Raw genomic sequence first — 14,425 nt, 5'->3', positions numbered from 1 at the left:
CCTAAAAATTTATTTACATAGTTGTTCCATGACAAAGAAAAGATCCTAGAGCTATACAATGCCTTATCGGGCAGGAACTATTCTTCGGACACCGAAATACAAATCGTCACCTTAGAGGATGTGATTTTCGGTGACCGTAAGAACGACCTGGCCTTTATCATCGATGGGCGGCTGATCATCCTGATCGAACACCAATCGACGATCAACCCCAACATGCCGCTGAGGATGCTGGTTTACATCACCAAAGAGTATGAAAAACTTTACTTTTCCAAGACCATTTACAGTAAGCAGCTGGTTAAAATACCCACGCCGGAGATGTACGTTTTTTATAACGGAAAAGAAGTCCTTCCGCTGGAAGAAAACTTAAAACTTTCCGACGCATTTCTTGAAAAATGTGCTACACTATCGTTAGAAGCAGTCGTAAAGGTCATCAATGTCAACTACAAGCAGGGAGCTGAAATTCTAGAGCGCTGTAAGGTTTTGAACGAATACAGCAGATTCATATACCTGGTACGGAAAAACTGGGAGAAAACGAATGACCTGAAAGCTGCCATCAAACAATCCATAGACACCTGCATTAAAGAAGGAGTCTTACGGGATTTTCTAAAGAAGAACGGTGGTGATGTTATGAGTTTTTTGTATGATGAGCTGAGCAGAGAAGAGTGCGAAACGATTCGGGAGCAGGACGGCTATCAGAAGGGGTTATCGGAAGGCTTCGACAAGGGAATCGAACAAGGCATTGAACAGGGAATTGAGAAAGGTATCGCGCAAGGTACTGCAGCCCTGATAGAGCTCTGTCAGGATATGGAGCTTTCAAGAGCGGAAACGAAGGCTCAGATTGCGGAGAAATTTTCCTTGTCGGAGGAAAGAGCTGACAACTATATGCAGCAATACTGGAAATAATACCTGCGCAAAGGCCTGTCCAGCCAGAGGGGCGAGGCAGGTGATGTCCCTGTTTTTCCAAAACAGATGAAGGGGATTTAGCCGTCATGACCCTTCGGAGGCTCCATGATTTCCAAAACCACTGCAGTGTTGTGATCGATTAAAAAATCATCCTCTTGAAGATCCTTATCAAGGCGGAAAAAGTGAACTTTTCCATCAAAGCTTTGATTGATCCTGTCTATGAGCAGGGGCGGCAGAGCCTGCTCCTGAGCCTCCAAATCGCCAAGCACACTGTAACAATTCTCTCGCTGGGAAAATTCACGACGCACCAAATAGTCCGGGTCAGGAATTCTGGTCAAAACGAAATTGATGTCCAGAACTGTGGTGGAATCCGTATTGAACAGCAAAATTGCCCGGGCATCGCGGCATTTAATTAAAATATGGGTATCGGCATTGAAAAACTGGGGACCTGCCAGCTGGGAAAAGTAGTCGTACACCTGGAAAGCGGGCGTTTTCAGACCGCCTGCTGTAAAGAGGGCGTCCTGATCGCCCATCAGCCGCACACGGGAGTGTCCGGCGCAGAGGATTTGCTCGAAGGCAGAGGCTGTGTTTGATGCGGCGATGAGATCTTCCTCCCGGATGATTTGATCTGCGAAAAGGGGGATATTTAAGGGAGCTAAAAGCTCGCGGAGGCTTTTTTCCAAATCCTTGTTGCGTCTGGTCAGATTTTCATCAAGGATGAAAGCGGCCGGACGGAGACGCTGGAGGGTTTCCCAATAATAGCCCAGATTGAGGGCAGATTCCAGAGAATCGACCACGATTCGGGGCGCGCAGATTTCCCAGAAATCCACGAATTTACCTTTTTCAAAGTCCGGCTCTACGGTGATCCTGGCGGGAGGTTCATAATTGCGTTTTATGACGTTTAAAAAGGGCGCAACCAGAGAAAGCGCCTCTTCCTGGGTAAAGGGAGCTTTGAAAGAGCGTTCGCAGGGGTGATAGGCTTTCCGGTACTGGGCGGGCGTTTTGCCATGCCAGGCGGAGAAGCATTTGTTAAAATAATTGGGCGATGAGAAACCGCATTCTTCGCTGATCTGCATCAGCGTCATATTGGTGAATACCAAGAGTTTTTCTGCATATTCCAGGCGGATGGCATTGACAAAGTTCTGAAAGTTAAAGCCCAGGGTCTTCTTAATTAAGTGAGAAACGTAATAGGAACTGAGATGCTCCATGTTGGATACATCGTCCAGGGTAATCTTTTCCTTATAATTGAGCATGATATACCGGGTGATGCGGGACAATCGCTGCAGATCGTCGGGACTCATATCTTCCTGACTGGTCTTGTACTGATAATCCTCCATAAAGAATCCCTGGAAATGGTTGACCAAAATTGAAACCAGCTCGCTGATTTCGTCCATCAGCAGGGGCATATCCTTATCCTTTTTTGTATAATCCATAGCCAGTTTGGCAATGTGGCCCTTGAGGCGGGTCAGCTTGCTTTCCAGAAGCTGCCGGTTGCCGGCAGGCCCTTCCATACACTCTTCGCAGACAAAGAACATATAGCGGATATTGGGATAAAGGTGTTCAAAACGTCCGGTATCCACATGAATGGATAACATCAGAATATCGTCGGTGGAACCGTGTATCTGATGCAAGTCCTCCACATCAGCGATGATCAGGTCGCCGGGGCTCAGTTCGTAATCCGTATGATAAATTTGATAATGGGTCATTCCCCGCAGAACCAGCAGAATTTCAATTTCTTTGTGGCAATGCTTGCTTTCCTCTGCCACATTCAAAAACGACAGCTCAAAGGGCAGCTCTCCCATATAAGAAACACTCTCTAACAGCATATGCAACCTCCATAATTCTCTACGATCATTATATCATTAACCGCGGACAAAGGGAAAGTGTATAAATCTTGCTTTTGAATATAGTAAATCTTGCTGTATTTTCTGTATTCACAAAATAATCAGAAAATATAAAAGGTAAAGAAAGCATTTAAAACGGGAAAAGATGGCAATATGTAAATTTCGCGGCAGGCTTCCTTTTCGCTATAATAGAGTCAAGATAAAAAACAGTTATTTGGAAAGGTAAGGTAAAGAAAAATGGCTTTAAAGAAAATTCTCGTATTAGGCGTTGGAGCACAGGGATCCGCAGCAGCAAGAAGACTGGATGAGGATCCGGGCGTAGCGGAAATCGTTTGTGCCGATTATGATAAAAAAGCAGTTGACAATCTGGTAAATGACTTAAAAAAAGCAAAAGGCACTCAGGTTGACGCCCATAGCAAAGACAGCATCGTAGCTGCGGCTCAAGGTGTGGATTTAATTCTCAACGCACTTCCTTTGGAATGTACAAAGAACGTACTCGATGCGGCTTTAGAAGTAAAGGCCAACTATCAGGATTATGCGGCCACCACAGCGCTTCATGAAGATTGGGTAGAAAGTATCCGTATTCAGTATAATGAATATGGCCCTAAATTTGAGGCAATCGGCAGAACTGCCATCGTAGGAACCGGTTCGGCTCCGGGACTGATCTGCGCTGCAACTAGAGATGCGATGCGTTATCTGGATACTTGCGATACCATCTATAACATCGTATGGGAAGGCGTTGAAGCCAAGAGATTCCAGCCTTTCTGGTGGTCTCCGGTAACAGCTCTTCATGATATGAGTGAAGAAGCATACGCCTTTATCGACGGCAAGCTGGTACGCACACCTGCTTTCGATCTGCCGATCAAGAGACAGTACGACTACATGGATGAAGAAATCACTTTTGTAGAACATTGCCATGATGAGCCGATCCATTACAGCTTTAATGCAGAAAAATTCTTCAAGGGTGCTAAGAACGCTTACTTTAAGTATGCCGGCGCAGGCGTAGATTTCTCAAAACCGCTTTACAGAGCAGGACTTCTTTCTCATAACACGGAAACCATCAAGGGCGTTGAAATCGCACCGTTTGATGTAGTGCTGGCTCACGTTCCGCCAGCTCCAAAGTTCAAGGAAGAAATCAAAGAGATCATTGACGAAGGGCTTGTTTCCGATTCCGGCTGCATGGTCATCGAAGCATACGGCAAGAAAGACGGCAAAGACGTTTTGGTTGAAACCCACGTAAATGCTCCGGGATTGGTTGAATCCTACGAAAAATCCGGAATTACTGCAGAAATGTATCTCACCGGACAGGGCGGATATCTCTTCACCAAACTGTTTGTAAACGACAAATTTGATCAGACTGGCCTGATTTCATCCGATATGCTGACCTTCGAACAGGTTGACGCTTACTTCGAATATGCGGCAGAGCTGGATATTACCTTAGATACAAAGGTAAAAGAACTGTAACGATACATCATGTAAAATCGCTTCTTAAAACATAATAGCATAAAACCCAAGCAGAAAGAGTGCGCAGCGATGCGGGCTCTTTTTGCTTGATGAGGGTGTAATTTCAAATAGGTGTACATTGAAATATTTTGTTATTTGAAAGTAGCTGTCCATGTAGAAAAATGGTATAATAATTCTAAGAATTTAATTGAACATGATATACATGATATAAAAGAAGGAGAATGTTATGAACAGACCAATTTTACAAAAATTGCTGGTGTTTTTAATGACATTGACGATGTTGTTCACCTTATCACCAGCAGGCGTGTTTGCGGGTGAGGAAGGGACCAATGCATTGGACGATATTCCAGATACCATGCAACTTCTGGTTGATGATGAGCAATACATACTATACATTTCACCGGAAAAAGTGGAGGAGATCAGCTGGACAGCAGAACCAGAGGGGATTGTGACCATCACAAAAATAGCCGAAGGGGAAGAAAGCGGCATTACAATTATTCCTGAAAAAGTAGGCTCTACCACAGTTTCATTTAAGGCTGGTGAATCTGAAAAATCCTGTGATATAACAGTAAAGAATTATAAGTCAATCAGTTTAAATACCGAATCTGTAGATTTAGAGTATGGCAGATCAGGTTACTCTTTTAATGCAGACAAAGGGCAGGACATAAAGATTTCTTTTGAAAATGTACAAGATTTGCCCTCTGTCAATATAAAGAACCAGAATGGAGAATGGTGTGACATTAAAGTTGATGATGCATCGGGAACATACACCTTTTTATCGAGAAAAGCGGATACATATAATATGGCGATTGACAACTGGAATGAGAGTGAAGCGGGAACAACAGCTAAAATGAGCGTCATCGCAGAGAATTTTGATGGTATTCGTTTATCTGAAACTGCGGTAAATATGTATAAAAAAGATACAGCACCAATTGAGATCATTTATCCTGAACTTACAGGTTCGGAACAAGTTCAATGCAGCAGCAGTAACGAGAAGGTTGCGACAGTTTCTTTAGCAGAGGATGATAGTTTCGTATGGATTGAAGGTATCGGTGAAGGAAAAGCGGATATTAAAATCACAATTGGGAATAAGAAAGCTGTTTGCAGCGTTACAGTGACTGATATTTATAAGACAGAAATTAAATTTGATAAAAATGGTGACTACGATAGTGGACACCAAAGCTTAGCAAGTGAAGAAAATGAAGGATATTACTTTGAAGCGATAGAGGGCAGTAAAATTGAGTTTACATTAAATGGATGGAGCGATTATTTTGAAATTAACCTTTATGGTGAACATGGTTGGATAGCTCGCGCTGAGCACAATGGACAAAATACAGCAACTTTAAAACAAATTCTTAATGAAACAGGAACTTACTATATAAAAGTCGATGGATGTGGCGGCAGCTTAAATTACCGGTTAACGGGCAAAAAAATTATTTGGGATGGACTGGATCTCGATAAAACAACTTATACCATTGGCGTGGGTGAGACTGCACACATTGGAATCTCACAAAAAGATGAAGGATGGGCTACAATAAAAAGCGGGGATCCGGAATATGTGCTGGCGACTGAAAGTTCTTCCAGTGAGTATTTTGTAGTTACAGGAAGGAAAGAATCAGGTACAAAAGGGATCCCAGTTAAAGTTACATCAGGCGGAACTACCAAAACGTGTCTTATATATGTTATAGACGGTTTATATGAAGAAACTGTTACTGCGGGGAAATTGTCTCCTACAATGACATCAGGACGGAAGGCACAAGGATATAAAATCGATGTGCAAAAAGGACAGAGAGTAGGAATTCAGACAACAGGAGATGTATGCTGTACTTTATTAGATTGCAACAAAACTCCTATAGATGAGGATGAATATGGTTTAGATGGAAACACATACTTCGCTGATCAATCGGGTACCTATTATATCCGAATAGATCGAGCAAGCGACAGGGATGAGAACCTTGACTATACTCTGCAGATAAGCTTAAGTGAACCTAGAAAAGATATAGGGCTAGCCCTGGAAGAAGATTCGAATGAACATGAAATTTATGTAGGCGATAAAAGAAAACTAATTACAGAGTTTATACCTGGCAGAGTTGAATCTGAGACAAAAGAATGGACAAGCTCCGATTCAGATGTTATCCAAATTGACAAAGATACGGGCCTCTTTGAAGGAAAAGCAGAAGGAAAAGCAACCATTACATTAAAGATGGGGGACGTAAGCGGCAGCTTTGAGCTTACTGTAATTGACAAATTCAAAGAAGCCACAGATTGGGGAGCCATCAAGTCTGGAAATAAAGCTATTAACTTTGGAGATAACGAAAGCAGCAAGTATTATAAGTTCACTGCTGAGACAGCGGATATCGGCAAAACAATCGACTTTACATTAAGATATCAAGACAATAACCAATACTATTTTTATCTTTACAATAGCAAAAATGAGATAGTTAATAATATTGCCTTTTGGGAAGACCCTGATTCCAAAAAAATAATGATTGGGGAAGCAGGAACATATTATGTTGAAGTTGGAAAAAGTATTGATGAAGAAGAGCCTAGATCAGAGCAAGCATCATCATGCAAGCTGGATTTTGCGGTCAAAGATGTCCCAGGCTTTACCGTTGATAAGCAGTTTATTTGCCTGAATAGAGGGGATTCGGCGGAAATTAACATTACTTCTTATAATGGGTTAGACCTAAAAGATTTGGAGTTTGGCCACTACTTTGATGACGGACAGGAACTGACCTATGATCCTGAAGTGATAGAGATAGAGAAAAAAGACGAAAAGACAATTGTAGTGAAAGGCATATATGGAGGCACAACTGTTAATGAAGGACTATGCATTTTGAAGATTGGCAATTGCCTTCAATTTATCAATGTCAATGTATACGGCGCAGAAACAATTCGTTATACAGATGCTGGTATCTTGGGCGGAACAGTAGAATTCGATCCGCAGACACAGGAAATTGTTGAGGTTGGAGAGCACGTGACTGTTCTGGAAATCCCGGATCAAATAAATGGGATCAATGTAACGGGATTCAAAGCACCGCTCAGTTTTGTCCAAGAGCTGAGAATCTCCTCACACATCAAATCAATCTACCCCACGACAGATTGGCCGGAGAACCTTCGTAAAATAACTGTGGACAATAACAATCAGCATTTTTCAGCCGAGGATAACATTTTATTTAACAAAAACAAATCCGAATTGATTGTTTATCCTAATGGGAAAACGGAACAAACAGCGTATGCGATACCGGATTCAGTAAAAGTAATCAAAAAATCTTCTCTATCGAACAATACGCTGGAGACGATTACAATTCCTGGATCGGTTGAAACCATCGAAGAATATGCATTTTTAGGAAATAATATAAAGCGGATTATCGTGGAAGCTTCGAATCATTATAAAGTAAAAAATGGTTCGCTATATGACGTTGAAAATAATAAAATACTGCGTTGCCCGCCGGCATATAATGCGCAAGAGACAAGAAGCAGCGTAAAAACCAGCCAGGTGAATAATAGTGCGCAGAGATATACGATCGAAGCCGGTACGGAACGAATCGCAGAAGGAGCATTTGCAGACTGCAAGAACCTTATCCAAATCGTAATGCCCGATAGTGTACAGTCCATTGGGCCAAATGCGTTCTTAGGATGTACGTCTTTGAGAAACATTCGTATTTCATCTGGTGTACAATCGATTGAGAGTGGAACGTTTATGCTATGTAAGGATATCACGATTGTAATCCCAGAAACTGTAACCAATATATCCGGAGATGCTCTGTCGGATTGCGATAATGTAACGATACAAGGTGTTCCTGGATCAGCAGCGCAAACATTTGCAGATGCCAATGGATATAAATTCAAACCAATTACACAGGCACTTACCAACTGTACGGCTACCCTTTCCACAACTGCATATACTTATGACGGCAATGCGAAAACCCCGGCTGTTACAGTCAGAGATGGCAGAAAAACACTAAGAGTAAATAGCGATTATACGCTGTCGTATAAAAACAATGTCAATGCAGGAACGGCCAGTGTTGTTATAACTGGCAAAGGAGATTATGAAGGCAGCATAACAAAGGAATTTACAATCAATAAAGCTGCGCAATCAATATCTGGAACAGCGACAATCACTAAAGCCTATGGAAGCAAAGCATTCAGTTTAGGCAATCGCGCGCAGGGAGCATTGAGCTACAAAACAGGAAATTCAAAAGTAGCGGCCGTTTCGTCGGCAGGAAAAGTGACCGTTAAAGGAACCGGCAAAACGACGATTACCGTTACCGCTGCGGCGACAGCCAACTATAACCCGGCATCGCAACTTGTTACCATCAATGTGACGCCTAAAAAAGTTGCAAAGCTAAAAGTAAGAGCCGGCAAAAAAGCAATGACCATAACCTGGAAAAAGGATTCGAAAGCCAGTGGATATCAAATTACTTATGGAAAAAATAAAAAAATAACGAAGGGAAAGAAAAATATAACGATTTCAAAAAATAAGACTGTAAAGAAAACGGTTAAAAAACTGAAATCGAAGAAAACGTATTATGTGAAAGTAAGAGCATTTAAGAAAGCGGGAAAGACAAAACTTTATGGAAGTTATAGTTCCGTCAAGAAAGTAAAAATTAAATAATGACCTACAAAAGGCATCGCCGCATGGAAACTGTTCTGTGCAGCGATGTCTTTTTAATATGCAAATGATCGCTAATGCCAGCATATACTTGATGCAGGATGAAAGAAAGTTTGCTATAATGGACACATTGATCTTATTGACAAAAGAGGGAGGAAGGATGGATGATGGAGCTGCTCAACGGTACAAACTTGTTCCATTTGATTCGAAGGTCGCTCAACTTTGTTGACGAGCGGCTGGTGGGCCACGGTGAACAAGTGGCGTATATAGTCTTAAAGCTTTTAGAAGAAGACGGAGGCTATGACATCAAACAGCGCTGCAGCATTGTATTTACGGCACTGCTTCACGATATCGGCGCTTACAAAACAGAAGAAATCGACAATATGATCCGTTTTGAGACCAAAGATGTATGGGAACACTCCATATACGGATATTTGTTTGTCAAATACCTGTCGCCCTTATCCCAATATGCTCCGGCGATCCTATACCATCATATGGATTTTGTCGATCTTCCCCAATATGCCTGTGATAATGAAAACCGAAAACTGGCCCAGGTAATTAACTTGGCCGACCGAGCGGCTCTCTGCTTGGAGCTGGGAAGCGGCAATCAGATCTTAGAGGTGCTGAATGAGTATCGCGCTGCGAAATTTTCCCCTGAGGTGCTGAACCTGCTGGAAAAGACTTTAAAAAATGGGAAACTATTTGTAGGAACAAATCCCGAAAAACAAACGGAGGCGCTTGAAAATCTTTTTCATCAATGGACGGATGAACGGAAAAACGAACAGTTTTTGCAGATGCTGGTATTTGCCATTGATTTTCGCAGCCGCTTTACGGTTGCCCATACTTTTGCCACGGCAGCCATTAGTATGAAGCTGGCGCGTAATTTTGGAATAAAGGGAACGGTTTTACAGAAAGTCAAATACGGTGCCTTTCTTCATGATCTGGGAAAAGTGGGGATTCCCCTTGATATTTTGGAATCCACCGAAAAGCTAAGTGACAGCGACATGGCCCTGATGCGCAGCCATATCCTCCTGTCCGAAGACATTATCTCCGGACAGATTGATGAGGAAATTGCTTTGATTGCCCTGCGGCACCATGAAAAGATGGATGGATCCGGTTACCCGAAAGGGCTCTGCGGCAAAGATTTGACGATTCCTCAGCGGATTGTAGCCATTGCCGATATCGTCAGCGCCCTCAATGGCGAACGAAGCTATAAAAAACCATTTCCCCCGGAAAAGGTAAAGGCGATTCTGCGGGAACTTTCGGACAGTGGGAAAATATGCCCCAAAGTAACCAGCGTTATGCTGGAGCATTTTGATGAAATCATCGGAGAAGTTAATCGAGGAAGCAAAGAACTCTACGATCTTTATCATAAAATGGAGGATGAATATGAACGGATTTACCTTCAATATTTGGGCAAAGTATAAAAAAATTGTTAAATTCAGGTTAAAAGAGGGTTCGCCCTCTTTTCAATTACCATAAAACAGGCTATACTAAAGTATTGATATATTTTTCTATTGATGCAGGAGGAAACATTTTAAATGGAGAGTCACATAATTGTGGACATAGCAGTAATCGTAATACTTGTGGTTTTGTCCGCCTATTTTTCCGCAACGGAAACCGCCTTTACTTCGCTCAATCGCATTAAGATGAAAAACCTTGCGGCTGATGGAAATAAACGTGCAGGCCTGGTGCTGAGGCTGGAAGAAAATTACGACAAGCTGCTGACTACGATTTTGATCGGCAACAATATAGTAAACATAACCATGACCGCCATTTCCACATTACTCTTCGTGGAACTGTTCGGCGCTTACGGGCCAACCTTATCCACAGTGGTGATTACCGTGGTGGTTCTGATCTTCGGAGAAATTACGCCCAAAGGAATTGCAAAAGAATCTGCAGAATCCTTTTCCCTGTTTTCGGGGCCGGTGATTCGTGTTCTGATGGTTCTTCTGACCCCTGTCAACTTTCTTTTTACCAAGTGGAAACAGCTAATGGCAAAAATCTTCAAATTCGGTGATGACCGTACGATCACTGAAGATGAGCTGCTCACCATTGTTGAGGAAGCTGAGAATGTAGGCGGTATTGATAACGAACAGAGCGAACTGATTCAGAATGCAATTGAATTCAACGAACTGACGGCCTGGGATGTGCTGACGCCCCGGGTCGATATGGAAGCCATCGATGTGGAAGATTCCAAGGAAGAGGTGGCAAAGCTGTTCAAAAAGACTGGGTTTTCCCGTCTTCCGGTATACGAAGATGACATAGACAAAATTATGGGAGTACTCAATCAAAAGGACTTCCATAACTATATAGTAGGTACCAATAAAAATATTTCGGATTATGTAATGCCGGTGGTTTTCGTGGCCGGCGCAATAAAAGTCTCGGCACTGCTGAAAAAGATGCAGCAGATGAAGACTCATCTGGCCATCGTGATCGACGAATACGGCGGCACAGAAGGTCTGGTGACTATGGAAGATATCATTGAGGAATTGGTAGGAGAGATTTACGATGAGCACGATGCTGTCATGTCGCAGGAGATCATTCCTTTGCAGAACGGCAGTTATCGGGTGAAATGCAATGCAAGTATTGCGAAAGTGTTCGACTTCTTCGATATTGAAGAGGAGATGGACGTACAGACGGTCAACGGCTGGGTCGTGGTGCAGCTGGACAAGCTGCCGGTAAAAAACGATACCTTCCAGCAGCAGATTGACGACAATTTGTTAAAAGTCAGAGTAACGAAAGCAGATGACCGCCGGGCCTTGGAGATCAATCTGGTGGTAGAGGAGCTGGAGCCTGAAGAAGAAAGGAAAGGGGAACAACAAAAATGAGCTTTATGGAAAAAATCTTTGGCGACCTGAATGCGAAGGAAGTAAAAAAGGTCGCTAAAATTGCAGATAAGGTCGAGGTTTATGATGAGCAAATGCAGGGCCTTACCGATGAACAGCTGCGGGATAAGACCGCAGAATTCAAGGAAAGGCTGAAGAACGGAGAAACACTGGATGATATCTTGCCGGAGGCATTTGCGGTCTGCCGTGAAGGATCGGTGAGAAGCCTGGGCATGAAACATTTCCGGGTGCAGATCATTGGAGGTATTGTACTTCATCAAGGACGTATCGCGGAAATGAAGACTGGTGAAGGTAAGACGCTGGTGGCGACTCTGCCAGTATACTTAAATGCTCTGGAAGGAAAGGGTGTTCACGTTGTAACGGTCAATGACTATCTGGCAAAGCGAGATATGGAATGGATGGGAAAGCTGTACAATTTCTTGGGACTGACCGTTGGCTGTGTTATCCACGGAATCAGTGAAGAAGAGCGAAAAGCGGCTTATGAGGCGGATATCACATACGGTACCAACAATGAGTACGGATTTGATTATCTGAGGGATAACATGGTTCTCTACAAAGAGGATATGATGCAGCGGGATCTCAACTTTGCCATCGTCGACGAAGTAGACTCCATTCTCATCGATGAGGCGAGAACACCGCTGATTATCTCCGGCCAGGGCGGAAAATCCACTGATATGTATAAGACTGCCGACCGCTTTGTAAAAGGGTTAACCGTAGAGACGGATTTTACCATTGAAGAAAAAGATAAACAGGTATCCTTGACAGAAGAGGGTGTTGAAAAATGCGAACAATACTTTAATGTGGAAAACTTCTCTGATCCGGAAAATATGGAGATCAACCACCACGTGCTCCAGGCCCTGAAGGCCAGGAACCTGATGAAACGGGACGTGGATTATATCATTAAGGACGGTGAGATCGTCATCGTCGATGAGTTTACCGGCCGTCTGATGTTTGGAAGACGTTACAGCGATGGACTTCATCAGGCCATTGAGGCCAAGGAAGGAGTGCTGGTCCGGTCCGAATCCAAGACTCTGGCGACGATCACGCTGCAAAACTATTTCCGTATGTATCAGAAGCTGGCCGGTATGACCGGTACGGCCAAGACCGAGGAAGATGAGTTTCGGGATATTTACAACATGGACGTAGTTGTGGTTCCCACCAATATGCCCATCATCAGGGAGGACCTTCAGGATGCGGTCTACAGCACAGAAAGAGGAAAATATAAGTCGATTGTCGACAAAGTGGTGGAAGCCCATGAGACCGGGCAGCCAGTGCTGGTGGGAACCATTTCCATCGAAAAGTCGGAAATCATTGCAAACAGCCTGAAAAAACGCGGCATAAAGACCTTCAACGTCCTCAATGCCAAGCACCACGAGCAGGAAGCGGAGATTATCGCTGAGGCGGGCCGCCTGGGCGCGATCACCATCGCCACCAACATGGCCGGACGTGGTACCGATATCATTTTGGGGGGTAATCCGGAGTTTGAGGCCCGCCGTGAAATGCGGAAAATGGGCTACAGTCCAGAAGCCATCGCCTTTGCCACCGGCTTTGTCCAGACTGACGATCCGGAGCTTGTGAAAGCCCGGGAAGAGTTCCACCGGCTCCACGAACAGTTCAAGGAGGAGCGGAAGGAAGAACAGGAAAAAGTCATCCAGCTGGGAGGCCTTTGCATCATCGGTACGGAGCGTCATGAGTCCCGAAGAATCGATAATCAGCTGCGAGGCCGTTCCGGAAGACAGGGCGACCCTGGCCGCACTCAATTCTGCATTTCCCTTGAAGATGAGCTGATGCGCCTCTTTGGCGGCGAAAAGATGCAGAACGTGGTAAAACGCTTGGGCGTGGAAGAGGACGAACCCATCGAAGCCGGTATGATCACCCGCTCCATCGAGGGGGCTCAGAAGAAGGTGGAAGGCCGAAACTTCTCCATCCGTAAATATGTGCTCCAGTACGATAACGTTATGAACAAACAGCGTGAAATCATCTACGGAGAGCGGAAAAAAGTGCTCTTTGGCGAAGACCTGCGGGAAGATATCACCAGCATGACCCATGAGCTGATCGACGAAGTGGTGGAACCGATCACCATCGCCTCCAGATTTGCTGAAGAATGGGATCTGGACACCCTCAATGAAGGCTTGAAAAAGCTATCGCCAAACTTTGAATCGCTTTCTTTTACGGAAGATGAATTCCTGGATTTGAATCCGGACAATCTCAAGGAACTGGTTTATGAGAAGTTCGAGGAGCTGTACCAGGCCAAAGAGGCGGAAATCGGCATAGACAAGATGCGCGAGGTTGAACGGATGATTCTGATTCGTGTCGTCGATAATAAGTGGATGGACCACATCGATGCCATGGACCAGCTCAAGAGCGGTATCGGACTGCGGGCGCTGGGCCAGCAGGATCCGGCTGCCGCCTATGCGCAGGAAGGCTTTGACATGTTCGAGCTGATGATCCAGGGGATCAAGGAAGAAACGGTTAAATTCTGCTACAGCGTAACGGTGCAGACGAGAACAGAGCGTGTGGATGTCATCGGCACCGGCGAAGGCCACAAGGACGAATATGTGGATGAAGGCCCCATGATGGGCGGCGGCGAGCTGCCGGAAGAAGAGCAGATCCCACAGCGAGAGAAAAAGCAGGAACCATATCGGAGAGAGCATCCCAAAATAGGCCGCAACGATCCCTGTCCATGCGGCTCTGGCAAGAAGTACAAGAACTGCTGCGGAAAAAACGCATAACCTGCGGCTTTCATTAAT

7 protein-coding genes are annotated in these 14,425 nt (G+C 44.2%); 6 read left to right on the top strand and 1 reads right to left on the bottom strand.

The window, feature by feature from the left end:
* Positions 1–21 precede the first annotated feature (21 nt).
* Positions 22–903: an Rpn family recombination-promoting nuclease/putative transposase gene (locus tag NIA71_RS09470; RefSeq protein ID WP_253020290.1), complete on the top strand. Its 882-nt coding sequence runs from the start codon at positions 22–24 to the stop codon at positions 901–903.
* A gap of 77 nt (positions 904–980) precedes the next feature.
* On the opposite strand, the gene NIA71_RS09465 is transcribed toward NIA71_RS09470, so the two are convergent.
* A complete protein-coding gene (locus tag NIA71_RS09465) occupies positions 981–2,729 on the bottom strand; it encodes a helix-turn-helix domain-containing protein (RefSeq protein ID WP_253020289.1) in 1,749 nt (582 codons plus the stop codon).
* A 255-nt stretch (positions 2,730–2,984) separates the two neighbouring features.
* Between NIA71_RS09465 and NIA71_RS09460 the strand changes: the two genes are divergently transcribed.
* The 5 genes from NIA71_RS09460 (at position 2,985) to secA (ending at position 14,407) form a co-directional block, all read left to right on the top strand.
* Entirely contained in the window at positions 2,985–4,211 is a 1,227-nt protein-coding gene (locus tag NIA71_RS09460; protein WP_148396848.1) for a saccharopine dehydrogenase family protein, read from the top strand.
* Positions 4,212–4,437: 226 nt separating this feature from the next.
* Positions 4,438–8,829, top strand: coding sequence for a leucine-rich repeat protein (locus tag NIA71_RS09455; RefSeq protein ID WP_253020288.1), 4,392 nt, complete (start codon positions 4,438–4,440; stop codon positions 8,827–8,829).
* A gap of 161 nt (positions 8,830–8,990) precedes the next feature.
* Complete coding sequence (locus NIA71_RS09450) at positions 8,991–10,253, top strand: HD-GYP domain-containing protein (RefSeq protein ID WP_148396847.1); 1,263 nt, start codon at positions 8,991–8,993, stop codon at positions 10,251–10,253.
* 114 nt (positions 10,254–10,367) lie between these two features.
* The gene (locus NIA71_RS09445) at positions 10,368–11,657 is read left to right on the top strand and encodes an HlyC/CorC family transporter (RefSeq protein WP_148396846.1); all 1,290 of its coding nucleotides are present in this window, start codon (positions 10,368–10,370) and stop codon (positions 11,655–11,657) included.
* Positions 11,654–14,407, top strand: a complete 2,754-nt coding sequence (secA, locus tag NIA71_RS09440) for a preprotein translocase subunit SecA (RefSeq protein WP_148396845.1) — start codon at positions 11,654–11,656, stop codon at positions 14,405–14,407. The genes NIA71_RS09445 and secA overlap by 4 nt, the downstream gene beginning before the upstream one ends.
* Positions 14,408–14,425 lie beyond the last annotated feature (18 nt).

Origin of the sequence: Ihubacter massiliensis (assembly GCF_024125305.1) — a bacterium.
GTDB lineage: Bacteria > Bacillota > Clostridia > Peptostreptococcales > Anaerovoracaceae > Hominibacterium > Hominibacterium faecale.
Note: the sequence above shows the minus strand (reverse complement) of the source record. Positions and strands in the feature narration are given on the sequence as shown.